The organism is Streptomyces sp. NPDC057697 (assembly GCF_042799335.1).
GTDB lineage: Bacteria > Actinomycetota > Actinomycetes > Streptomycetales > Streptomycetaceae > Streptomyces.
Genome location: NZ_JBHVJA010000003.1, coordinates 648,427 through 672,465, shown reverse-complemented (window position 1 = coordinate 672,465; position 24,039 = coordinate 648,427). Strand labels below are relative to the sequence as shown.

The window sequence follows — 24,039 nt, the reverse complement described above, 5'->3', positions numbered from 1 at the left end:
AGCCCCGCCGTGATCCGGGAGGACCGGGGCGGCCCTGCGGAAGACCGCAGTCCCCCGGTCCGACCGCCACCTCCCTCGTCCCCCGCCTCCGACCGCCGGGCGGCCCGACCCGGACACCCCGGACACCCGGCCCCGACGGCCGTCACGGATCAGCGGCAGTCCTCACGGATCAGCGGCAGTCCTCACGGATCAGCGGCAGTCCTCACGGGTCAGTGGCAGCCGTCACGGATCAGCGGCGCGGGCGGCGTCCCCGGCCCGAGCGGCCCGTGTCCCCGTCGTCGTGCTGGTCGCGGTGGTCGCCCAGCAGCTCGTCCGCCAGCGTCGGCAGATCGTCGAGCGGGGTCTCCTCGGCCCAGTCGGGACGGGGACGGCGCGCGGGACCCGCGTGCGGATCGTCGATCTGCGGGAGCTCGCGGGTGCGCTCGTTCTCGCTCTCCGCTCCGGAGCCCGCCGGGCGCTCGTCCCGGAAGATGCCCCGGGGGACCCGGTCCGCCGGATTCGCGTCCCGGACGTCCCGCACCGGAGGAAGGACCGTCGTCTCGTCCGCCGCACCCGACCGGTCCGGCCGGTCCTGGAACTTGGGGATCATCGTCGTCTCGGCCTCGTCGGAGGGGGTCGACGAGGACGGGCCGTCCGGCGCGGGCACCTGCTGCGTCACGTCGTTCGGGTTGACGATCGGCGTCGGCACCGTGATCTCGTTCTCCGGCACGGAGGCCGCCGCGGCGGCCTCCGCACGGGCCTTCTCCGCCGCGGCGGCCGCCTCGGCCTCCGCGCGCCTGCGGGCCTCCTCGGACCGCAACAGCGCCTCCTCGGCCTTGCGCTGCTTCTCCAGCCGCAGGGCCTCGGCCTCCTTGCGGAGCCGCGCCTCCTCCTCTGCCTGCCTGCGCAGCCTGGCCTGCTCGGCCTCGCGGGCCGCTTCCTCGGCCTCGCGCCTGGCCCGCTCCTCCTCAGCCACCCGGCGGGCTTCCTCGGCCCGCTGCCGGGCCTCCTCCGCCTGCCGTTCGGCCTCGCGGCGGCGGGCCTCCTCCAGCTCGCGGGCCTTGCGCTCCTCCTCCTCGGCGCGGAGCTTGGCGAGCTGTTCCTGTCGCTCGCGCTCCAGCCGCTCCTCCTCGGCCTTGCGGGCCGCCTCTTCCTCCGCCTTGCGCCTGGCCTCCTCCTCGGCGGCCCTGCGCGCCTCCTCCTGGGCCTTGATCTCGGCCTCGGAGAGCGGAAGGAGCCGGTCGAGCCGGTGACGTACGACCGTGGTGATCGCCTCGGGGTCCTGGCCCGCGTCCACGATCAGATAGCGGGTCGGGTCCGCGGCGGCCAGCGTCAGGAAGCCGGTCCGTACCCGGGTGTGGAACTCCGGCGGCTCGGACTCCAGCCGGTCGGGGGCCTCGGTGAACCGTTCCCTCGCGGTCTCCGGGTCGACGTCCAGCAGCACCGTCAGATGCGGCACGAGACCGCTCGTCGCCCAGCGCGAGATCCGGGCGATCTCGGTCGGGGAGAGGTCCCGGCCCGCGCCCTGATAGGCGACGGACGAGTCGATGTAGCGGTCGGAGATGACGATCGCGCCGCGCTCCAGCGCCGGGCGGACGACCGAGTCGACGTGCTCGGCGCGGTCGGCGGCGTACAGCAGCGCCTCGGCCCGGTTGGACAGGCCGGCCGAGGAGACGTCCAGCAGGATCGAGCGCAGCCGCTTGCCGACCGGCGTCGCGCCCGGCTCGCGGGTGACGACGACCTCGTGGCCCTTGGCGCGGATCCATTCGGCGAGCGCCTCGACCTGGGTGGACTTGCCCGCTCCGTCGCCGCCCTCCAGGGCGATGAAGAACCCGGTCGCAGCGGGGGCGACCGCCGGGTCGCCGCCGCGCAGCGCCTCCCGCAGATCGCGGCGCAGCGGAACCCCGGAGCGGTCGTCCGTCTTGGCGAGGACGATCACGGCGACCGGCAGCAGCAGGGCGCCGATCAGCATCAGAGCGAAGGCGGCCCCGCCGTGCTCGAAGACGAAGTCGCCCGAGACCAGCCGGTGGGCGCCGATCGCGGCGGCCAGCAGCGGGCCCGCGAGCGCGCCGACCGCGATGAGGACCCGAACGACGGCCTGGAGGTGCTCGGTGGTACGGGCCCTGCGGTACTCCTCGGTCTCCTGGTCGACCAGGACATGACCGGTGTGGGCGGCGACGCCGGCGGCGTATCCGGCGAGCACCGCGATCATCAGCACGGTCGCCGTGTCCGGCACGAGGCCCATGGCGAGCAGTGCGATGCCGGTGACGGCGGTGGCCAGCGCGAGCAGACGGCGCCGCGACAGGGCGGGGAGCACCTTCTCCGCGGTCCGGATGCCGACGCCCGTGCCACCGGTCAGGGCGAGCACCAGCAGTGCGAAGGTGGCGGGTCCGCCGCCCAGGTCGGCGGCGTGCAGCGCCGAGACCGCGGCGGCTGCGGCGACGGCCCCGGCGACCGCGGCCGAGGCGCCGACGATCAGCGGGACGGCCCCGGTGCGGCCCTTGTCGGGCCCGCCGCCGGCCGACGGCCGCCGCAGACCCTCCAGCGGCGAGCGCGGGCGGGGAGTCTGCGTACCGGGCAGTTCCAGGAAGTACAGGGTGGAGATCGAGGCCGAGAAGAGCCCGGCCGCGACATACGAACCGAGGGCCGCCTGGTGGATCGAGAACCACTCCAGGCCCGAGCCCAGCAGGTTGCCGACGAGGGTGGCGACCAGCAGGACGACGGCCGCGCCCGGGATCGCGGCGAAGTCGGTGCGGATGGAGAGCCGGCGCAGTGCGTCGAGGTGGTCGGGGAGCGGGCGTACCGCGGCGCCCTCGGGGGGCGGGCCGGGCAGCAGCGCGGGGGCGGCGCCGTCCTTGGCGACCGTCCACAGGCGTTCGGCCGCGCCGACGACGAAGACGGTGATGAGGATCATCATGAGTGCCTTGTCGGGCATCCAGTCGATCCACAGCGGCGCGACGACCAGCAGAGCGAGCCGCAGCCCGTCCGTCCCGATCATCAGCCACCGCCGGTCCAGCGGTCCTCCGGGCGCGGTGAGCGTCGTCAGCGGCCCGAGGAGTACGGCTCCGAAGAGCAGGGTGGCAAGGATCCGGGCACCGAACACCGCGGCGACGGCAAAGGCCGCCCCTCGGTACCCGGCTCCGAATGAGCCCTCCAGGACCGCCGCTTGCAGCGACATCAGCACCAGCACGAGAAGGGCGAGTGCATCGCCGGTACTGCCGACGAGCTGCGCGCTCCACAACCGCTTCAGCGGGGGAACACGCAACAGGGCTCGTACGGCGCGCTCGCGTGAGTCTGCGGCAAGTGTGTCGGAGGTGGGGCTCACGACCGTTGGCTGCTCGGCTCGCGTCATCCGCCCAGCCTATCCGGAGCGGTGGTGTCCCCGGAGGCCCCGTCCGAACATACGCCCGCACGGGCCGTTCCGGCGCACCTCGCGCCCCTGCCCCGGCACCGCGGAAAACGCCGTAGGGGGCCGGAATCACCCGGCCCCCTACGGCGTATGTCGTCCTCGGACGTATGCCGCTCAGTCCTCCACGGACGCGGCGGCCGTCTTCTTCGCCGCGGTCGTCTTCTTGGCGGCGGTCTTGGCCGTCGTGGTCTTCTTGGCGGCCGTCGTCTTCTTCGCGGTGGTCTTCTTGGCCGCCGTGGTCTTCTTGGCGGCGGTCTTCTTCGCCGCCGTGGCCTTCTTGGCCGGGGCCTTCTTCGCCGCCTTCTTCTTGGCGGGGCCCTTGGCGCGCTTCTCGGCGAGCAGCTCGTAGCCGCGTTCCGGAGTGATCTCCTCGACGCTGTCCCCGGTCCGCAGGGTCGCGTTGGTCTCACCGTCGGTGACGTACGCGCCGAAACGGCCGTCCTTGACCACGACCGGAGCCCCGCTCACCGGGTCCGTGCCCAGTTCCTTCAGCGGCGGCTTGGCCGCGGCCCGGCCGCGCTGCTTGGGCTGGGCGTAGATCGCGAGGGCCTCTTCGAGGGTGATGTCGAACAGCTGGTCCTCGGAGGTGAGCGAGCGCGAGTCCGTGCCCTTCTTCAGGTACGGGCCGTAGCGGCCGTTCTGCGCGGTGATCTCGACGCCCTCGGCGTCCTCGCCGACGACGCGCGGCAGCGACATCAGCTTGAGCGCGTCGGCCAGTGTCACCGTGTCCAGGGACATGGACTTGAAGAGCGAGGCGGTCCGGGGCTTCACCGCGTTCTTGCCGGTCTTCGGAGTGCCCTCGGGCAGCACCTCGGTGACGTACGGGCCGTAGCGCCCGTCCTTGGCGATGATCTGGTTCCCGCTGACCGGGTCCGCGCCGAGCTCGAAGTCGCCGCTCGGCTTGGCCAGCAGCTCCTCCGCGTACTCGACCGACAGCTCGTCGGGCGCCAGATCCTCCGGCACGTCCGCGCGCTGGTGGCCCTCGGCGTCCTTCTCACCGCGCTCGATGTACGGGCCGTAGCGGCCGACCCGGAGCTTGATGTCGTTGCCCACGGGGAAGGAGGAGATCTCCCGCGCGTCGATCGCGCCGAGGTCGGTGACGAGCTCCTTCAGGCCGCCGAGGTGGTCGCCGTCGCCGTTGCCCGCGTCGGAGGCCGCGCCCGCGCCGGCCGTGTCGTCGTCGCCCGCGCCGAAGTAGAAGCGCTTGAGCCACGGCACGGACTGGGCCTCGCCGCGTGCGATGCGGTCGAGGTCGTCCTCCATCTTCGCGGTGAAGTCGTAGTCGACGAGCCGGCCGAAGTGCTTCTCCAGCAGGTTGACCACGGCGAAGGAGAGGAACGACGGGACGAGCGCCGTGCCCTTCTTGAAGACATAGCCGCGGTCCAGGATCGTGCCGATGATCGACGCGTACGTCGACGGGCGGCCGATCTCGCGCTCTTCGAGCTCCTTGACCAGCGAGGCCTCGGTGTAGCGGGCCGGCGGCTTGGTGGCGTGGCCGTCGACCGAGATCTCCTGGGCGGACAGCGCATCGCCCTCGGCGACCTGCGGGAGACGCCGCTCGCGGTCGTCGAGCTCGGCGTTCGGGTCGTCGGCGCCCTCGACGTACGCCTTCATGAAGCCGTGGAAGGTGATCGTCTTGCCGGACGCGGAGAACTCGGCGTCCCGGCCGTCGCTCGCCCGGCCACCGATCTTGACGGTGACGGAGTTGCCGACCGCGTCCTTCATCTGGGACGCGACGGTCCGCTTCCAGATCAGCTCGTAGAGCCGGAACTGGTCGCCGCTCAGGCCGGTCTCGGCGGGGGTGCGGAAGCGGTCGCCGGAGGGGCGGATCGCCTCGTGCGCCTCCTGCGCGTTCTTGACCTTCCCGGCATACGTACGCGGCTTGTCCGGCAGGTAGTCGGCGCCGTAGAGCTGGGTGACCTGCGCACGGGCCGCGGAGACGGCGGTGTCCGAGAGGGTCGTGGAGTCGGTACGCATATAGGTGATGAAGCCGTTCTCGTACAGCTTCTGCGCGACCTGCATGGTGGCCTTGGCCCCGAAGCCCAGCTTCCGGCTCGCCTCCTGCTGGAGGGTCGTCGTACGGAACGGGGCGTACGGGGAGCGGCGGTACGGCTTCGACTCGACGGACCGTACGGCGAACGTGGCATCGGCGAGCGCGGCGGCCAGGGCGCGGGCGTTCGTCTCGTCCAGGTGCAGGACCTGGGCGGAGCCGGGCTTCAGCTGACCGTCCGGGCCGAAGTCGCGGCCCTGGGCGATACGGCGGCCGTCGACCGCGCTGAGGCGGGCGGCGAGGGTCGACGGGTCGGAGGCGTCACCGGAGCGGCCGGTGGCGAAGGTGCCGGTGAGGTCCCAGTACTCGGCGGACCGGAAGGCGATGCGCTCGCGCTCCCGTTCGACGACGAGACGGGTCGCCACGGACTGGACGCGGCCGGCCGACAGGCGCGGCATGACCTTCTTCCACAGGACCGGCGAGACCTCGTAGCCGTAGAGGCGGTCGAGGATGCGGCGGGTCTCCTGGGCGTCGACCATGCGCTGGTTGAGCTCGCGCGGGTTGGCGACGGCGGCCCGGATCGCGTCCTTGGTGATCTCGTGGAACACCATCCGGTGGACCGGGACCTTGGGCTTCAGGACTTCCTGAAGGTGCCAGGCGATGGCTTCGCCCTCGCGGTCCTCATCGGTGGCGAGGAAGAGTTCGTCGGACTCGGCCAGCAGCTGCTTGAGCTTCCTGACCTGCGCTTTCTTGTCCGCGTTGACGACGTAGACGGGCTGGAAGTCATGCTCGACGTCGACGCCGAGCCGACGGACCTCGCCGGTGTACTCGTCCGGAACCTCTGCGGCGCCGTTCGGCAGGTCGCGGATGTGCCCGACGCTCGCCTCGACGACGTATCCGGGGCCGAGGTAGCCCTTGATCGTCTTCGCCTTGGCAGGCGACTCGACGATGACGAGTCGGCGGCCGCCCTGTGCGGTCTCGCTGGTCGGGGACAACTTCGCTCTTCTCTCCGGTCGACGCTCGGTGGGCATCCGGGCAGCGCGATGACGCTGCCGACGGTGCTGTCGCTGCGGAGTGTGACGGTACAACCCGCCCCCGTGTCAAACGGCAAAAGCCCGCAACGGCCACTCGAACGGTAACCCGACTTCCGCCATTCCTGCCGCCCGGACTGCCCGGTACGCCGTGTGCGCGGCCGCTGCCTGCGGGTTTCAGGGTGGTGTTGCGGCGCTACGGGCGCCGGGGGCGGGCCGCCCACGGTCCGGGCGTGTTCCCCGCCACTCCTCGCCGCCGCGCGGGGTCCGCCGGAGCCGGAGGGTGCCGGGCCGGGCCGGTGAAGCGCGGCTCAGAGCCGGTGAGGGGCGAGTCGGAGCCGGTGAGGGGCGGGTCAGATTCGAGTGAAGCACCACACGCCGAGGACGAGAAAGAGTACGCCGAACACAGTGGCGAGCGCGGCGGAGGCGGCGGGGCCGACCCCGTGCGCCACTGGCTCGCGGTGCAGCAGGCGCGCTCCCGTCCACAGCAGCAGCACGGCGCCGAACAGCGCGAACACCGTTCCGGCGAAGACCGCAGGTCCGCTCTCCATGCCCGTACGCCTCCCTGTCCTGTCCGGCCGGGGCGGGTGCCGCCCGGCCAAGGGGGACGCTGCCACCCCAGGGCATCGCCGACGCGAACCCCGGGTGAATGGCCGGATTCGCCCGCCTCCGGCTCGCGGCCCCCGGCAGATGTGCGAGGCGCACGCCCTGGGCGCGAGGGGGGGGGGAGAGGGCGAGGGACGAGGCGGGGCGGGTGCGGAGAGGGCGAGGGGCCAGGCGAGGCGAGGCGGGTGCGGAGAGGGGCGGGGCGGGAACGGGGCGGCCACGGGCTGGAGTGGTCCGGACGCGGACCGAATGTGGTCATGACCCGGACCGGGTGTGGTCCGGACACGGACTGGAAGTGGTCGGGACGCGGACCGGGTGTGGTCCGGACACGGGCTGGAGTGATCCGGACGCGGACCGAGTGTGGCCCGGACGGGGGGCCGGACCGTAGGACGGGCGCGAGGCCGGACCGTAGGACGGCCCGGCGAACGGCCCTGAGGCCCGCCACGAACACCATCCGGGCACCGCCCCGGAGCGCCGCCCCAGCGCACCCTCCCTTGTGCCGTCCGGAGCGTCATCCGGAATCCGCACGCGCCATGACGTGTCGGCGGCGCGGGCCCGAAACCGCAGATGGCACGGCTCTTCCTTATCTACAGCGGTACGCACCCGAACAGGACCGGAGCCCGCAGAAGGGGCTGGTGACACGCCCACCGCGCCTGTCGGACCGGAAGCGGATGACACAGACCGGTCGGGCCAGCCCGAGCCGGGGCGAACGAACAGGTCGGCCGCGCAGGTCGGACGAACGACCAGACCTGACGACTCAACCGGACCGGACAACACAGCACGATCCCGAGCGCCCGTGCCCGCACCGGCAAGCCAGTACGGGCAGGAGGACAGCGCAAACAGGCCCGGACGGCAGGTCGGTGCGGAAGACCATGGAACAGGCCAGTGCGCACACCTGGCCGTCGCGGTCAGACCACCCTGGTCCGGCCACCACGATCCGAGCCGCGCGACCAGGCCGGCACGGCCCAGCTGATACGACCAGACCAGCGCGACCGGCCCAGACCGGCCCGGCCACCAGGGCCCGGCCATACCTGCCAGACCTGCCAGACCAGATCAGCGCAGTCAGAACACCGCCATCAGTCCACCGCCATCAGTCCACCGGCGGCGCCGGTTCCAGAAAGCCCTCCTCGACCAGCAGCCGGATCGCCTGCGGCGTCCGATCGCGCAGCAGTACCGGGTCCTCGTTCATCAACTGGGCGATCGCGTCCAGGATTCGCCCGGCGGGCAGGCTCCCGTCGCAGACGCCCGCGAAGCCGGCACCCACGGCATCGACCTTCGTCGCCCGCCGCATGCCCCGGTTCTGACGGAGTACCACATGCTCCGGGTCCTCCGCGCCGGGCAGGCCCACCTGCTCCTGCACCACCTCGGCGGCCAGGGTGAAGTGCCCGGCGAGAAGCGCCGCGTCATCCTGCTCGCGCAGGTAGTCCTGACGGGCGAAGTGCGCCTCGACCGCCGGTCCGAGCGGCTGCTCCACCGCGTGCGGCCACTCCTCGATGACCACGGACGGACGGCCCGCGGCGGCAGCGGCGGACTTGCGCAGGGTGATCCAGCCGAAGCCGACGCCCTTGGTCTTGCGGGCCTCGAACTCGTCCAGCCAGGCGTCGTAGCGCGCGGCGTACTCCCCGGGGTCCGTACGGTGGTCGCCGCTGTCGCGCAGCCACAACTCCACGTACTGCGTCACGTCCTGGACCTCGCGCTGCACGATCCAGGCGTCGCAGCCGTGCGGAACCCAGGAACCCAGCCGGCTCTGCCACTCCTCGCCCTCCACATGCTGCCAGTTGGCGAGGAAGTGGGCGTATCCGCCTTCGTTCAGCCGGTCGCCCGTCTGCTGGACCAGGGTCCGGCACAGGTCGTCGCCGCCCATGCCGCCGTCGCGGTAGGTGAGGCGGGCGCCGGGCGAGATGACGAACGGGGGGTTGGAGACGATCAGGTCGTACGTCTCCGCGCCGACCGGCTCGTACAGCGAGCCCTGGCGCAGCTCGGCCGGGGCGGCGCCGGACAGCGCGAGCGTCAGCCGGGTGAAGTCCAGCGCACGGGGGTTGAGGTCGGTGGCCGTGACCCGGGTGGCGTGCTGCGAGGCGTGCAGCGCCTGGATACCGGAGCCCGTACCGACGTCGAGCGCCGAGGCGACAGGCGTACGGACGGTGATCCCGGCGAGCGTGGTGGACGCCCCTCCGACCCCCAGGACCACGCCCTCCTCGCGCGAGCCGATGCCGCCCGCGCCGCCGACCGCACAGCCCAGGTCGGAGACGATGTACCAGTCCTGCCCCTCGGGGCCGCTGTACGGCCGCACGTCGACCGTGGCCCGCACCTCGTCACCGACGTGGGTCACCCAGCCGTCCTCGACGCACTCGGCCAGCGGGAGCGCGGCACGCGCCTGCTCGTACGGAACGGGGTGCTGGAGCAGGAAGAGCCGCACCAGCGTGTCGAGCGGGGAGTCGCCCCGGGTGGCGCGCAGCGCCGGGACCGTCTCACTGCGGGCGAGCGCGGCGTAGGCGGGCGCGCCGAGCAGGTCGAGGAGCCCGTCGGCGGTGAAGGCGGCGGCAAGCAGGGCTTCGCGGAGCCGGGGCGAACGGTCGGGCGCGGGAAGACTGGTCGTACTCACCCACCCATTGTGGCCGCTCCCTCTGACAACGGCAGCGGCCCGGCGCCCATCGGGGCATCCGGGCCGTCCGTACGAACTGCCGCCGACGCGCCCGGCCGCGCATCACGACGCCGTGGCCGCCGCCCGGTCACGCCTTCTCGACGAGCCAGGCACTCACACCTTCGCGACGGCCGGGGCGGTCACGCCTTCTTGCTGGCCATGGTGGACGGTGAGGTGGCGTTCGGAGGCACCGAGGCAGTCGGCTTCTGGCAGCCCTTCTGCTTCGCCATCGCGGTTCCGACCTCGCCGGACTGGAGCTTCTTCAGCGCCTTGTCACCACTGGTGCTGATCTTGTTCAGCTCGTCCGCGATGCCCTTGAGCCCATCGGCGAACTTCCCCTGGTCCTTCGTCTCCAGCGCGTCGACCTTCTTCTGAAGGTTCGCGTACGACGCGGAGGACGCGTTGAGCTCCTTCACGGCTTCCTTCTGCGTGGTCTCGCCACCGTCGACCGGCGGGGGACCGGCGGAGTCGACTGCCGAACCCAGCGCCTTGTACGCCTGCGAGATCTGCTGGAAGGCTGCCGAGTCGGTCTTCTGGACGTCGGCGGGCTTGCTGTTGTCCGCGGTCTGCTGCTGGATGGCGGCGTTGGCGTTCGCGATCTTCTGGAGCTGGGGCTGGACCTGGTCGCAGACCTTCTTGGCCCAGTCGTTCACCTTGTCGCTGTTGTCATCGCTGCTGCAGCCCGACAGCGTCAGTACCAGTACCGCACCGCCGGACAGTGCGGCCGCAAGCTTCTTGTTCACCGGATCGGTCCCTTCCAAGGCTCTCGGCCCCGGAACTTACACGGCGAGCGACCTCCATCCGGGTGCCAGGCATCCGATGAGTGACCATTTGCAGCCATTTGCACCAAGGGAAATGAGGGAGATACAACTCACCCACACAGCCCTCCGCACCTTGGAACACACGCACGAGCAAGCACACGATCGGCGGACGCATCGGTGGCGGTCCGCGGCGGCACAGCGGCAGACCGGCGACAGACCGGCGACGGCCCAGCGCCCCGGCCGGAGCGCGGCCGGGATGCGGCCGGGATGCGGCCGGGCGGACGCCACATCAGAATGTGCTGCCCACCCGGCCTTTGGACCGGCACCGCTCATCAGCGCCCGACACCGGTCATACGTCACCAGTCATACGTCAGCGCCCGGCACCGGCACTCGCACGGACGTGGACACGGGACGGACACGGACACGGACACGAGACCGGTCCGGACGCGGACGCGGACACCGGCACTCGCGCCAACGCCCGCCTCGCCTCGCCCCGGCTTCACGAAACGGCCGCCTCGCCGGGCGACTCGGACGGCCTGTGTCCTCCTCCGTCACCGCTGCCCCCTCCGCCCCCGGGGTCCTCCCCGTCGCCCACCGCGATCCCGCGCCGCTTGGACACGTAGACCGCGCCGACGATGACCGCGACGGCCAGCACCGCCACCACCGCCCGCACACCGGCGCTCGCGTCCTGCCCGTAGCTGAACTGCACCACCGCGGGCGCGATGAGCAGGGCGACCAGGTTCATCACCTTGAGCAGGGGGTTGATCGCCGGTCCCGCCGTGTCCTTGAACGGGTCACCGACCGTGTCGCCGATGACGGTCGCGGCATGGGCCTCGCTGCCCTTCCCGCCGTAATGCCCGTCCTCGACGAGTTTCTTGGCGTTGTCCCACGCGCCACCGGAGTTGGCGAGGAAGACCGCCATCAGCGTGCCGGTGCCGATGGCGCCCGCGAGATACGAACCGAGCGCTCCGACACCGAGGGTGAACCCGACGGCGATGGGTGCCAGAACGGCCAGCAGGCCGGGCGTGGCGAGCTCGCGCAGGGCGTCCTTGGTGCAGATGTCGACGACGCGCCCGTACTCCGGCTTCTCGCTGTGGTCCATGATCCCGGGGTGCTCGCGGAACTGCCGTCGCACCTCGTAGACCACGGCCCCGGCCGACCGCGACACCGCGTTGATCGCAAGGCCCGCGAAGAGGAAGACGACCGCGGCGCCGAGGATCAGGCCCACCAGGTTGTTGGGCTGCGAGATGTCCAGGCTGAGCGTCATCCCACCGGCCTTGGTCCCCACGTCGTCGACCGCCGTGGCGATCGCGTCGCGGTACGAGCCGAAGAGCGCCGACGCCGCCAGCACCGCAGTGGCGATGGCGATGCCCTTGGTGATGGCCTTGGTGGTGTTGCCGACGGCGTCCAGGTCGGTGAGGACCTGCGCGCCGGCGCCCGTGACGTCGCCGGACATCTCGGCGATGCCCTGCGCGTTGTCGGAGACCGGGCCGAAGGTGTCCATGGCGACGATGACACCGACGGTGGTGAGCAGCCCGGTCCCCGCGAGTGCCACCGCGAAGAGCGCCAGCATGATCGACGTACCGCCGAGCAGGAACGCCCCGTAGACGCCCAGGCCGATCAGCAGCGCCGTGTAGACGGCGGACTCCAGACCGATCGAGATGCCGGCGAGTACGACGGTGGCCGGACCGGTCAGCGAGGACTTGCCGATGTCCTTGACGGGACGTCGACCGGTCTCGGTGAAGTAGCCGGTCAACTGCTGGATCAGCGCGGCCAGCACGATACCGATGGCCACCGCCACCAGGGCGAAGATCCGCGGATCGCCGCCGTGCGAGGTGATGGCGCTGTCCGTGACGCCCCCCAGATCCGCGTACGAGGACGGCAGGTAGACGAAGACGGCCACGGCCACCAACGCCAGCGAGATCACCGCGGAGACGAAGAACCCGCGGTTGATGGCGGTCATTCCGCTGCGGTCGGCGCGCCGGGGGGCGACCGCGAAGATCCCGATCATCGCGGTGATCACGCCGATCGCCGGAACGATGAGCGGGAACGCCAGCCCGGAGTCGCCGAAGGCGGCCTTGCCGAGGATGAGCGCGGCGACGAGCGTCACGGCGTACGACTCGAAGAGATCGGCCGCCATTCCGGCGCAGTCGCCCACGTTGTCGCCCACGTTGTCGGCGATGGTGGCCGCGTTGCGCGGATCGTCCTCCGGGATGCCCTGCTCGACCTTGCCGACGAGGTCGGCGCCGACGTCCGCCGCCTTGGTGAAGATGCCGCCACCGACCCTCATGAACATGGCGATCAGCGCGGCACCGAGACCGAAGCCCTCCAGCACCTTCGGGGCATCGGCGGCATAGACGAGCACGACACAGGACGCACCGAGCAGGCCGAGGCCCACGGTGATCATGCCGACCACACCACCCGTACGAAAAGCGATCTTCATCGCCTTGTGCGAAACGGCGGTGAGATCTTTTTCCGGCTCGCCTTCCGCAGGAGTGGCCTCACGCGCAGCAGCAGCCACACGGACATTGCTGCGTACGGCGAGCCGCATCCCGATGTATCCGGTGGCCGCCGAGAAAAGCGCACCCACCAGGAAGAACAACGAACGGCCCGCGCGCTGCGACCAGTTGTCGGCCGGCAGCAGCAGAAGCAGGAAGAAGACCACGACGGCAAAGATGCCGACCGTGCGCAGCTGCCGGGCCAGATAGGCATTCGCGCCTTCCTGGACGGCCGCCGCGATCTCCTTCATGCGCTCGGTACCCTCGCCGGCCGCCAGCACCTGGCGGACCAGTAGCCTGGCCACGACCAGTGCGGCGACGGCGACGACCGCGACGACGATCACGATGACGCGATTGTCATCGGTGAGGACCGCGGCCGCCAGAGAAGTGGATCGACCCGAAGGCGCGGAAAATGCGGATTCTTGTGCCGGTCCTGCCAGTGGGATGTTGAAGAACTCCGCCATACGTCCTCCTTGACGCTCAGCGCTCAAGACGTGGACGGATTGTAGGGAGCGGGAGCCGATCAAAACAGTGCGCGGTAAATGTAATTGACCTTCACCCGTCGATCGGTAAATGATCGGGCTCTCGATCCGCCCAAATGCAGTAATGGGGCAGGCACATTTTCTGCAGATCATTGATCACGCATAAACGATCAGGGATATACGAAAAAGGCCCTGCTCAGCAGGGCCTCGAAGACAGGTCGCAAAATGGACCGCAGGCGGACCGCAGGCGGACCGCAGGCGGACCGCGGCAGACCGGCACGGTGGCACAGCCCCGGCGCGCCGCCCCCAACCGCCCCCGTGGCTCCTCAGCGGCCGAGAAGGAAGCGGGAGGGCGGGGAAGCAGTCGGAGCAAGGGGCACAGCGAGCAGGCGCCAGGCGAGCGCCGGACCGAGCGAGCAAGCGCCAGACGAGCAGGGGCAAGCGGGCAGGGGCCAGACGAGCAGCGGGCCAAGCAGGCAGACGCCAAGCACGCAGCGGGCCGAGCGAACATGCGGCGGGCGGGCGCCGGGCCAAGCGAGCAGGCGCCAGACAAGCAGCGGGCCGAGCGAGCAGGCGCCAGACGAGCGCCGGGCCAAGGAAAGGCGTAGAGCTGCCGAGAAGAGGCGTAGAGCTACGGCAGCACGGTCACGGGCGTCTTCGGCCAGCTCATGCGGATCACTCCGCCGTTGGCTCCCGATCGGACTTCCACATCATCGACGAGGCCGCTGATGACCGCGAGACCCATCTCGTCCTCGCCATCGGCGTCACTCTCATGATCCGGCTCGTCGAGCCCCCCGCCGGGCGTGGCGCCGCGTGTCGCGGAGGCGCCGACGGGCCCGCCGAGATCGGGGTCGTCCCCCGGTCCGGGCACCTCGTCGCCGACCTCGGCGGAGAAGGACTTCTCTTCCTCGATCAGGACGACGGAGACGGGCGCGGTGATGCCATGACTGCGGTGCAGGCCGACCGCCCGGCTACAGGCCTCACCGACAGCGAGTCTGACCTCGTCGAGCACGGCTTCGTCGACCCCTGCCCGGCGCGCCACGGCGGCTGCCACGAGGCGGGCCGTCCTGACGTGCTCGGGCTGGGCGCTGAAGCGGAGTTCAACGGTGGTCATTCGATCCCCCTCAGACGTACGGGCGTGCATCCCAGGGAGCCGGGCACACTGCCCGTCGTCCCTGCTCTTCTTCAGGAGCCGACACCTCTTCCGCCCGGAACCGCTGGTTCCTGTTCCGGACTTCTTCGGCTCTTCTTCGGCTCTTCTTCAAGTCTTCTGCGGGCCTTCGACGAGTCTTGCGCGGGTCTTGTTCCGGAACCAACGATCCAGAAGGTCCCATCGGATCCGACCCTCGGCTCGCCGGTCCCGCCACCGACCGCCCGTACAGCCGACCTGAACCGGCGTACGGCCATACGGCCAACCGGACGTACGGCCGGCATACGGCTGTCGGTCTGCCGACGGATGATCCGCCGGACGGCCCGACTGCCGGCCGCCGACCGCCCTGACCACCACCGGACAAACGACGTCCGCCGGACCCGGCCGGACGGTGATCCTCCGACCATCTGCCGAACGGCTTGCCGACCGGTCGAACCGGTTGGTCGGAACGGTTGGCCGACATCCCGCCGAACGCCTCCCGGCTCCGGCCGACCGGCGGTGGAGGTGCCGGTCATCCGACTCCCCGGCCTCCGATCGCCCGACCGGTCGATGTCACGCAGACCAGTCGGCCAGCCGGCCTGCCTGCGGCCATCGGCCGACAGGCACGCCCACGTCGCACCTGCCGCCTGGCGGGCGGCTGGCGCGCCGGTCAAGCGCCGAACCGGCCTTCGACCGGCCCGGCCCCGGGCCGAACGTCAGTCGGTGGCCGCCACAGCCTCGTCGACCGTGGTGTGAATCGGGAACACCTTGGTCAGACCGGTGATCCGGAAGATCTTGAGAATGCGCTCCTGGTTGCAGACCAGGCGCAGCGAGCCCTCATGGGCCCGGACACGCTTCAGGCCGCCCACGAGCACGCCGAGGCCGGTGGAGTCGAGGAAGTCGACGCCTTCCATGTCGACAACCAGGTGGTAGCTGCCGTCATTCACCAACTCGACCAACTGCTCGCGCAGCTTGGGCGCGGTATACACATCAATCTCGCCACCGACCTCGACGACCGTACGGTCGCCACCAGGGCCGGACACATTGCGAGTCGACAAGGACAGGTCCACGGATCCTCCAGCACCTTGCTATCGAGCGGTCGCCCCTCGGTCTCCCCGGCGGAGCCAGGGAACGGATCGCCAGCCGCGATGGCATTCAATCACTTACCAGCAGCCATGCACGACGCCTTGGGACCATTGTCCGTCACGCCAGTGACACACTCGGTGCCGATGGCCAAGAATCACCGCCCCAGTCGACCACCCGGGAACAGCGACACCAGCCACTCTCCCGCCCTGGTCCTCGACCGGCTCGCCGCAGTGGCGGGCCGGTCCGCGCGCATCACTCATACGGAGCACTTGCCCCCGCGTGCGGGAACCCATGCCATCTGGCCCGATCGCATCCGGCCAGAAGTCATTTCCGCGATCCAGCGGGCCGGAATCGAACACCCGTGGGCACACCAGTCGGCCGCTGCCGAGCACGCCCTGGACGGCGAATCCGTGGTCATCGCCACCGGCACGGCGTCCGGCAAGTCGCTCGCCTATCTCGCCCCGGTCCTCAGCGCGCTGCTCGACGGCTCCGAGGCCCCGAACGGCCGCGGCGCCACCGCACTGTACCTGGCCCCCACCAAGGCCCTGGCCGCCGACCAGAGACGTGCCGTGAAGCAGCTCGCGGCACCGCTCGGCAACGCCGTCAGGCCCGCGGTCTACGACGGCGACACACCGGTCGAGGAACGCGAGTGGGTGCGCCAGTACGCCAACTACGTCCTGACCAACCCCGACATGCTGCACCGCGGGATCCTCCCGTCCCACCCCCGCTGGTCCTCCTTCCTGCGCGCCCTGCGCTTCGTCGTCATCGACGAGTGCCACACCTACCGCGGTGTCTTCGGCTCCCACGTCGCCCAGGTGGTGCGTCGGCTGCGCCGCCTCTGCGCCCGTTACGGTGCCGATCCGGTCTTCCTCCTCGCCTCCGCCACCGCGGCGGAACCCTCCGTCGCGGCCGGTCGCCTCACCGGTCTCCCGGTCAGGGAGGTCGCCGACGACTCCTCGCCCCGCGGCGAGCTGGTCTTCGCGCTGTGGGAGCCGCCCCTGACCGATTTGCACGGCGAGAAGGGTGCCCCGGTCCGGCGCACCGCCACCGCCGAGACCGCCGACCTCCTCACCGATCTCACCGTCCAGGGCGTCCGCTCGGTCGCCTTCGTACGCTCCCGGCGTGGCGCCGAGCTGATCTCCGTCATCGCGAAGGAACGCCTCGCCGAGGTGGACCGCTCCCTGCCCGCCCGGGTCGCCGCCTACCGCGGGGGCTACCTCCCCGAGGAGCGCCGCGCCCTGGAACGCGCCCTGCACTCCGGGCAGCTGCTCGGGCTGGCCGCCACCACCGCCCTCGAACTCGGCATCGACGTCTCCGGGCTGGATGCCGTCGTCATAGCCGGCTACCCGGGCACCAGGGCCTCCCTGTGGCAGCAGGCGGGGCGCGCCGGGCGCTCCGGTCAGGGTGCCCTGGCCGTCCTGGTGGCCCGCGACGACCCGCTGGACACCTTTCTCGTCCACCATCCCGAGGCGCTCTTCCAGCAGCCCGTGGAGTCGACCGTCCTCGACCCGGACAATCCGTACGTCCTCGCCCCCCATCTGTGTGCAGCCGCCGCGGAGCTCCCGCTCGCCGAGCCGGACCTGGAGCTCTTCGGCCCGGCCGCGTCGGAACTGCTGCCGCAGCTGGAAGCCGCGAAGCTGCTGCGCAGACGGGCGTCGGGCTGGCACTGGACCCGCCGCGAGCGCGCCGCCGACCTCACCGACATCCGTGGCGAAGGCGGCCGCCCCGTCCAGATCGTCGAGGAGGGCACTGGCAGGCTGCTGGGCACCGTCGACGAATCGGCCGCGCACACCGCCGTCCACGAGGGCGCCGTCCACCTCCATCAGGGCCGCACCTACCTGGTCCGGAAACTGGATCTGAAGGATTCGGTGGCCCTGGTCGAGGAGGCCGTCCCGCCGTACTCGACCACTGCGCGCGACACCACCTCCATCGCCGTCCTGGAGACCGACACCGAGATCCCGTGGGGTGACGGGCGGCTCTGTTACGGCTCGGTGGAGGTCACCAGCCAGGTCGTCTCCTTCCTGCGGCGCAGGCTGATCACCGGCGAGGTCCTCGGCGAGACCAAGCTGGATCTGCCGCCCCGCACTCTGCGCACCCGTGCCGTCTGGTGGACGGTCACCGAGGACCAGCTCGACGCCGCCCGCGTCAATCCGGAGATCCTGGCCGGTGCCCTGCACGCCGCGGAGCACGCGTCGATCGGGATGCTGCCGCTCTTCGCCACCTGCGACCGCTGGGACATCGGCGGCGTCTCCGTGCCCCTGCACCCGGACACCCTGCTGCCCACGGTCTTCGTGTACGACGGCCACCCGGGCGGCGCCGGATTCGCCGAGCGGGCCTTCCACACCGCCCGTGCCTGGCTGGCCGCGACCCGTCAGGCGATCGCGTCCTGCGAGTGCGAGGCGGGGTGCCCGTCCTGCGTCCAGTCCCCCAAGTGCGGCAACGGCAACGAACCCCTGCACAAGCGCGGTGCCGTGTGCCTCCTCACCGAACTCCTGCGGTCCGCGCCTGCGGACCCGGGGGAGCCGAAGAAGACGCCGGCGGGGCCGGAACCGCAGGAACCGGAGGTGCGGGCGGAGACGGAAGCGGACGTGCGGGTGGAGACAGAAGCGGTGGTGCGGCCTGGGACGGAAGCGGTCCGGGAGGCCCCGGAGCAGCCGCCGGAGGACCGGCCCTCGACCTGACCTCCGGTTCGTACGGGCCGAAACCCACCCGGGCCGTCACATCGGCGACCTCTCCGAGCACCGCACACCGGACCACCACGGCTCCCTGCGCGGCGGCCACCTTCTCGGCGGCCCCGCACGCCGCCCCCGGGCCTTGGAGGGCCCGATCGGCCGCGGCCAGGGCCGCCAGGTCCGCTGCGCCCCCTGCCCGGTGCCGAACGACCACCACCTGCCCGAGGGCCAGCACCACCGCGAACACCGCGCACAGCGTGGCCGTGGTCATCGCCACCCACACCGTGGCCAACCCCTTGTCCCGCTCCGTCCTTGCCGCCTCCCTGCCCCCACGCAGCCGCACCAGCACCGCAGCACCCAGCCGCAGAAGGGTCTCCGCACCCCGCCGCCGCCCACGAAGGGCCGTCAGCGACCGCATCGAGACCGCTGCACACGACCGCCCGGAAACCGCTGCACTCGACCGCGCGAGGACGGCCGTACGCGACCGCGCGAGGACGGCCGTACGCGGCCGTGCGAGGGCGGCCACGCGCCTCCGCCCATCCGTCCCGCTCACCGCGTCGCCCCCACCATGTCCTCGGCCGACGCCGCCGCCTCCGCGTGCAGCGTCAGGGCCAGCGGGCCCGGCCCCGGCATCGACGCCGCCACCCGTACCCGCCAGAGCTCCCCGGTCCGTTCCATCGCCACTTCGGCCCCCTCGGGTGCCGCCGAACGGGCGGCCTCCAGCGCTTCGGGCTCCGGCTCGGAACGGGCCGCCGCCCTCGCCCCGGCCCTCGCCGCGTCCACACACCGGATCTGGGCCGAGGCGGCCATCAGCGCCCAGACCAGCGCCAGCGCGAACACCACCAGTACCGGAACCGCCATGGCCGCTTCCGCCGTCACCGCGCCCCGGTCCTTCCCCAACCCGGCTCTCATGCCTTCCGCTTTCATGCCCGCCGCTCTCCCGTCCCTTGCTCTCCCGCCCCCTGTTCTCACGCCCCGAGTGCCGGAACGGCTTTCGGCACACGCCACGGCGTCGCTCTCAGAACTTCGCATCGAGCGCGCCCTTCAACAGTGACTGCAATGCGGACATGACCGGCTGGCTGGTGACCACCTTGTAGAGCACCGCCGCGAACGCGCAGGCCGCGATCGTCCCCACCGCGTATTCGGATGTCGTCATTCCGTTGTCCGACCGGACTCGGCGCGCCATGCCCCGCACCCAGCCCTTGATCCGCTGCATCATTCCGACCCCCCGTGGAATTCCTCATCGGATTCCTCTTGGAACCCTTAATTCATATTGAATGGATTTTTACTGATTCTTTTCGGTCATCCGGTGGAGAGCAGTCCGGTCGCCAGACCGATCACCACCGGGGCCACCCCGACCGACAGGAACGCGGGCAGAAAACAGAGCCCGACTGGGGCGGTCACCGCCACGCCCGCCCGCTGGGCCCGGGCCACGGCCGCACTCGCACGCTCGGCCCGCATCGCCTCGGCAAGCCGCGCCACCGGCTCCGCCGCCGGAGCCCCGGTCGAGCCCGCACGGTCCAGGCAGCGGGCCAGCGCACCCGCACCCGGTATCTCCCCGAACCGCCCCCAGACGGCCGAGGGTTCATCACCGAGGCGGATCTCCACGGCCGTCCTCGCCAGGCCCATGCCGACCGGCCCGCCGAGCGACTCCCCCACCGCCTCCGCCGCCTCCAGGGGGCCCGCTCCGGCGGAGATACAGGCCGCCAACAGGTCGGCTGCCAGCGGGAGCTGACGTGCCGCCTCTGCCATCTCCGCAATGCCGGCGCCCGACCCGTGCCTGCGTCGGGTCCGCTGCCACCGCCAGGCGCCGTACGCCCCGGCCAGTCCCGCCACGCACCCCGGAAGGCCGCCGATCAGGACCCAGCCGACCGCCACGGCGCCCAGTGGCGCGACCAGCTCCTTCGTCCGGGCGCCGGGTACCCGTTGTCCGCGGCCGGGCCCCCGCCGCCGCTTCCGCGAGCCGATCGCCAACAGCGCAGCGCCCCGGCGGCGCACCGCCCGCCCCCGTCGCACCCCTACCAGGGAAAGGGCCGTACAGACGGCCGCACTCACCGCCGCGCACACGACCGCCACCTGGTGGACGGCTTCCCCCGTCACCGGGCTCACGGCTCCTCCCCCGCCCGTACGATCCGGGCGGCCCAGCAGAGCCCGGCCGCTTCCAGCAGCCCGCCCGTCGCCAGGCAGCCCAGTCCGGCCGGGGTGTGCAGGAGCACCCGTAACGGATCGGCCCCGAGCGCCGCCCCCAGGCCCAGTCCCAGCACCGGGAGCAGCGCCAGCACCGCCACCGTCGACCAGGCGCCCGCCAGTTGGGCCCGCAACTCCTCCCGTCTGCGCTGCTCGGCCCGCAACGCGCCTTCCAGGCGGTCCAGGCCCGCCGCGAGTCCCGCCCCGCCATCGGCTGCCACTCGCCAACAGGCCGCGACCCCGGCGAGCCCGTCCAGCCCCGGCTCACGTGCCGCCTGCCCGAGCGCCCCCGGCACATCACCGCCGAACCGTGCCGCCGCGGAAACCCTGGCCTCCGCCGCCCCCAGCACGCCTGTGCCACGGACAGCGACGAGCAACGCCCGGCCCGGTTCCTGCCCCGCCCGCAGCTCACCCACGACCGCGGCGCACAGCGCGACCACCCCGGCCGCCCCGCGCTCACGCTCCTTGCCCCTGGCCCGCCTCCGCAGCCACCTCCACACCAGCGGCACCGCCAGCGCACCCGCGAGCAGCGGCAACACCGACTTCCCCAGCACGGCGACGACCAGCGCCACCGGAAGACAGAGCAATTCCCGGCGCTCCCCCGACCACTCCCGCACCCACGCCCCGGCCCGCTCCCTGCGCGCCCGCAACGGCGACCGGACCGCCCCGTCGACGAACAGCACCCGGGCCCTGCGCCGCCCGTGGTCCTGCGCCATCACCAGCCAGGCCGCCGCCCCGACGCACAGGGCCACCGTCGCGCTCATGCCCACCGGCACCTCCGACGCCGCGCCCCCGTTCACCCCGCACCCCCGATCAGCGACCGCAGCCTCTCCCAGCCCCGCTCCCGCACGAATCCGTCGGCGCCCCAGCACAGCGCGGGCACGGTCACCACCAGCCCCGCCGCGTCCCGCTCCAGGACCTGCACCTCGGCGATCCGCCGCTGCCCGGTCCGGTCCCGCACCAGATGGACCACCACCGACAGCGCGGCCGCCAACTGGCTGTGCAGCGCCGTCCGGTCCAGCCCCGCCGCCGTCCCCAATGCCTCCAGACGGGCCGGCACATGCTCGGCGGCGTTGGCGTGGACCGTCCCGCAGCCGCCTTCGTGGCCGGTGTTCAGCGCGGCCAGGAGTTCGGTGACCTCGGCGCCCCGTACCTCTCCGACCACCAGCCGGTCGGGCCGCATCCGCAGCGCCTGCCGCACCAGGTCCCGGAGCGTCACCCGCCCCGCTCCCTCCTGGTTGGCGGGGCGCGACTCCAGGCGCACCACATGAGGATGGTCCGGTCGCAACTCCGCAGAGTCCTCGGCCAGTACGATCCGTTCCCGCTGCCCGACCGCGCCCAGCAGACTCGACAGCAGGGTCGTCTTTCCCGCTCCCGTCCCGCCGCTGATGAGATAGGAGACCCGGGCCTCCACGAGGGCCCGCAGCATCCGGTCACCGCCCGGCGGCACGGTTCCCGCCGCGACCAGCTCTGCCAGCGAGAAGGCCCTGGGCCGCACCACCCGCAGCGACAGGCACGTCGAGCCGACGGACACCGGCGGCAGCACGGCATGCATGCGGGTGCCGTCCGGCAGTCTCGCGTCCACCCAGGGACGGGCGTCGTCCAGCCGCCGCCCCGCCACGGCTGCCAGCCGCTGGGCCAGCCTGCGCACCGCGGCCGCGTCCGCGAAGGTGACCCCGGTGAGTTCGAGCCCGCTGCCCCGGTCCACCCACACCCGGTCCGGCGCCGAGACCAGCACATCCGTCACCACCGGATCGGCGAGCAGCGGCTCCAGCACCCCGGTCCCGACCAGCTCGCCCCGCAGCTCGTCGGCGGCTCCCAGCACTTCGGCGTCCCCGAGCAGCCTTCCCTGGGCACGCAGCGCGGCCGCGACTCCGGCCGGTGTCGGCGCCGTGCCGCTCTGCGCGAGCCGCTGCCGTACGGCATCGAGCAGGGTCTCCGTCATGACGCACCCCCGGCGACGCGTCCCCCCGCACCCTCCGGTGCGAGTGCCCGCTCCCAGAACGCCGCGCAGAACCTGGCCAGCGGACCGCGCGGGCTGCCACCCGGTGGCGCACCGCCGTCCTGGGCAGCCGACAGCCCGGCGTCGAGCGGGAGTTCGCCGGCGAGCGGCAGCCCCAGCGCCTGTGCCACCCACTGCTCGTCGAGGCCCGCCGCGTACGGGCCGCGAGCGACCACCCTCAGATCCTCAAGGACCATCCCGGCCATCGCCGCCACACGCTTCGCTGCCGCGACCGCGCGAAGCTCACCGGGAACCACCAGCAGCCCGAGATCCAGCTGCGCGAGCGCCTCGGCCACCGGCTCGTCGACCCGGCGCGGCAGATCGACGACCACCACCCCGCCGAGCCGGCGTGCGGCGGCCAGTACAGCCCGTATGGCCTGCGGCGGGATGGCCACCCAGTCGTCGCGGCCCCAGCTGAGCACCCGCAGCCCATGCAGCGCGGGCAGCGATTCCTCCAGCGCCCCGCCGCCGACCCGCCCCTTGGAATGGGCGAAATCCGGCCATCGCATTCCCTCGGCCCGTTCGCCTCCGAGCAGCACGTCGATGCCTCCGCCGAGCGGGTCACCGTCGATCAACATGGTCCGCCGCCCGGCCCTGGCCGCGGTCACCGCGAGGGCGCAGGCCAGTGTGGAGGCGCCCGAGCCGCCCCGGCCGCCGATCACCCCCACGGTGAGCGCCGGGCGGCCCACGCCCTCCGCCGCGTTGGCGATCTGGTCGACCAGCCAGCCCTCCGAATCGGGCAGCCTCAGCACATATTCGGCCCCGATCTCCACAGCACGACGCCATACGTCCGGGGCGTCCTGGCCCCGGCCGACGAGCATCACGCCCCGTCTGCGCACCGCTCCTCGGCACCGCTGGGCGGCATCGTCGCCCACGAGAACCATCGGAGCCTGCTCCCAACCGCCTCTGTTTTCGGGCAACGAATGATGAACTTCCGGTTCCGCCCCGGCTGCCGCGCACAGCCGCAGCAGATCGTCGAGCAGTTCCACGTCCTCGGTCACGATCAACGGTCCGCCCCGCCGCGCTCCGGCGGCCGGCGGACGATCACATGCGAGGGGCTCGGCCACGATCTCCACCCCCTTCTCACTGCACCTTCATCGCGGTTCGCGTGATCTCGGAACGTTTCCGGGATCGGCGATTCCGCAACCCGCGGACTTCGCGGCTGGAATCACCGTGCAGCGGTTCGGGAAATCTTGTGGATCTTGCTCGAAAACTGTGGACAACTCCGCCGTTGTGAATAACTCCGTCGCCCATACCAGCGACTTCCGGAGCGCAGCACTTCCGCTACACACTGTGACGAGCGAGAGGGATGCGGGCGGCACGAGGAGTGGGCCGTCGCGGCCGAGAAGGAGGCAGAATGCTTGATTCCGAACGACAGAAACGCGTCCGGACATGCGACGACCCCCGCCGGGGGGGAGAGCGGGGGTCGTCCCCACGGCCGACTCGGGGGGGGAGGAGCCGGACCGGGTTAGCACGGTCGCGAACGATCCGTGACTTCCATGGTGTACCCGAGAGCCTTCTCAGGCAAACCCACGCGCCAGAGTTTACGCCGAATGGTGTCCC

15 protein-coding genes and 1 pseudogene are annotated in these 24,039 nt (G+C 71.9%); 1 reads left to right on the top strand and 15 read right to left on the bottom strand.

Features of this window, described 5'->3' with window-relative positions; all coding sequences use genetic code 11:
- Nucleotides 1-229: 229 nt before the first annotated feature.
- The 8 genes from tmk to ACFVFH_RS12775 form a co-directional block, all read right to left on the bottom strand.
- Nucleotides 230-3,331: a dTMP kinase gene (gene tmk / locus ACFVFH_RS12810; RefSeq protein WP_383766499.1), complete on the bottom strand. Its 3,102-nt coding sequence runs from the start codon at nt 3,329-3,331 to the stop codon at nt 230-232.
- A gap of 171 nt (nt 3,332-3,502) precedes the next feature.
- A complete protein-coding gene (gene topA, locus ACFVFH_RS12805) occupies nt 3,503-6,373 on the bottom strand; it encodes a type I DNA topoisomerase (RefSeq protein ID WP_383766496.1) in 2,871 nt (956 codons plus the stop codon).
- 389 nt (nt 6,374-6,762) lie between these two features.
- Entirely contained in the window at nt 6,763-6,960 is a 198-nt protein-coding gene (locus ACFVFH_RS12800) for a hypothetical protein (protein ID WP_383766493.1), read from the bottom strand.
- A 1,145-nt stretch (nt 6,961-8,105) separates the two neighbouring features.
- Complete coding sequence (locus tag ACFVFH_RS12795; protein ID WP_383766490.1) at nt 8,106-9,620, bottom strand: methyltransferase; 1,515 nt, start codon at nt 9,618-9,620, stop codon at nt 8,106-8,108.
- Nucleotides 9,621-9,799: 179 nt separating this feature from the next.
- Nucleotides 9,800-10,402, bottom strand: coding sequence for a small secreted protein (locus tag ACFVFH_RS12790; protein ID WP_383766487.1), 603 nt, complete (start codon nt 10,400-10,402; stop codon nt 9,800-9,802).
- Nucleotides 10,403-10,919: 517 nt separating this feature from the next.
- On the bottom strand, nt 10,920-13,382 hold the full coding sequence (locus ACFVFH_RS12785; protein WP_383766484.1) for a sodium-translocating pyrophosphatase: 2,463 nt from the start codon (nt 13,380-13,382) through the stop codon (nt 10,920-10,922).
- A gap of 649 nt (nt 13,383-14,031) precedes the next feature.
- The gene (locus ACFVFH_RS12780) at nt 14,032-14,514 is read right to left on the bottom strand and encodes an ATP-binding protein (RefSeq protein ID WP_383766481.1); all 483 of its coding nucleotides are present in this window, start codon (nt 14,512-14,514) and stop codon (nt 14,032-14,034) included.
- Nucleotides 14,515-15,245: 731 nt separating this feature from the next.
- Complete coding sequence (locus ACFVFH_RS12775) at nt 15,246-15,599, bottom strand: STAS domain-containing protein (RefSeq protein ID WP_003967428.1); 354 nt, start codon at nt 15,597-15,599, stop codon at nt 15,246-15,248.
- Nucleotides 15,600-15,677: 78 nt separating this feature from the next.
- On the opposite strand from ACFVFH_RS12775, the gene ACFVFH_RS12770 reads away from it, so the two are divergent.
- Nucleotides 15,678-18,296 carry a DEAD/DEAH box helicase gene (locus tag ACFVFH_RS12770; protein WP_383766479.1) on the top strand — a complete coding sequence of 873 codons (2,619 nt, stop codon included), beginning with the start codon at nt 15,678-15,680 and terminating at the stop codon, nt 18,294-18,296.
- A gap of 40 nt (nt 18,297-18,336) precedes the next feature.
- On the opposite strand, the pseudogene ACFVFH_RS12765 reads toward ACFVFH_RS12770, so the two are convergent.
- The 7 genes and pseudogenes from ACFVFH_RS12765 to ssd form a co-directional block, all read right to left on the bottom strand.
- Nucleotides 18,337-18,558: pseudogene (locus tag ACFVFH_RS12765) on the bottom strand (Rv3654c family TadE-like protein); the annotation flags it as partial.
- Nucleotides 18,559-18,836: 278 nt separating this feature from the next.
- Nucleotides 18,837-19,199 carry a TadE family type IV pilus minor pilin gene (locus ACFVFH_RS12760; protein WP_383766476.1) on the bottom strand — a complete coding sequence of 121 codons (363 nt, stop codon included), beginning with the start codon at nt 19,197-19,199 and terminating at the stop codon, nt 18,837-18,839.
- Nucleotides 19,200-19,305: 106 nt separating this feature from the next.
- Complete coding sequence (locus ACFVFH_RS12755) at nt 19,306-19,506, bottom strand: DUF4244 domain-containing protein (protein WP_383766474.1); 201 nt, start codon at nt 19,504-19,506, stop codon at nt 19,306-19,308.
- An 83-nt stretch (nt 19,507-19,589) separates the two neighbouring features.
- Complete coding sequence (locus tag ACFVFH_RS12750; protein WP_383766471.1) at nt 19,590-20,396, bottom strand: type II secretion system F family protein; 807 nt, start codon at nt 20,394-20,396, stop codon at nt 19,590-19,592.
- On the bottom strand, nt 20,393-21,238 hold the full coding sequence (locus ACFVFH_RS12745) for a type II secretion system F family protein (protein ID WP_383766469.1): 846 nt from the start codon (nt 21,236-21,238) through the stop codon (nt 20,393-20,395). Before ACFVFH_RS12745 ends, ACFVFH_RS12750 begins: the two co-directional genes overlap by 4 nt.
- A 32-nt stretch (nt 21,239-21,270) precedes the next feature.
- Complete coding sequence (locus tag ACFVFH_RS12740) at nt 21,271-22,419, bottom strand: TadA family conjugal transfer-associated ATPase (RefSeq protein WP_383766467.1); 1,149 nt, start codon at nt 22,417-22,419, stop codon at nt 21,271-21,273.
- Nucleotides 22,416-23,477, bottom strand: coding sequence for a septum site-determining protein Ssd (gene ssd / locus ACFVFH_RS12735; protein ID WP_383766464.1), 1,062 nt, complete (start codon nt 23,475-23,477; stop codon nt 22,416-22,418). Before ssd ends, ACFVFH_RS12740 begins: the two co-directional genes overlap by 4 nt.
- Nucleotides 23,478-24,039: the final 562 nt, after the last annotated feature.

Bases quoted from the DNA above. Each gene is read 5' to 3' on its own strand.
- tmk (WP_383766499.1), bottom strand. From the start codon at position 3,331: ATGACGCGAGCCGAGCAGCCAACGGTCGTGAGCCCCACCTCCGACACA.
- ACFVFH_RS12800 (WP_383766493.1), bottom strand. From the start codon at position 6,960: ATGGAGAGCGGACCTGCGGTCTTCGCCGGAACGGTGTTCGCGCTGTTC.
- ACFVFH_RS12785 (WP_383766484.1), bottom strand. From the start codon at position 13,382: ATGGCGGAGTTCTTCAACATCCCACTGGCAGGACCGGCACAAGAATCC.
- ACFVFH_RS12780 (WP_383766481.1), bottom strand. From the start codon at position 14,514: ATGACCACCGTTGAACTCCGCTTCAGCGCCCAGCCCGAGCACGTCAGG.
- ACFVFH_RS12770 (WP_383766479.1), top strand. From the start codon at position 15,678: ATGGCATTCAATCACTTACCAGCAGCCATGCACGACGCCTTGGGACCA.
- ACFVFH_RS12760 (WP_383766476.1), bottom strand. From the start codon at position 19,199: ATGAGAGCCGGGTTGGGGAAGGACCGGGGCGCGGTGACGGCGGAAGCG.
- ACFVFH_RS12755 (WP_383766474.1), bottom strand. From the start codon at position 19,506: ATGATGCAGCGGATCAAGGGCTGGGTGCGGGGCATGGCGCGCCGAGTC.
- ACFVFH_RS12745 (WP_383766469.1), bottom strand. From the start codon at position 21,238: ATGAGCGCGACGGTGGCCCTGTGCGTCGGGGCGGCGGCCTGGCTGGTG.
- ACFVFH_RS12740 (WP_383766467.1), bottom strand. From the start codon at position 22,419: ATGACGGAGACCCTGCTCGATGCCGTACGGCAGCGGCTCGCGCAGAGC.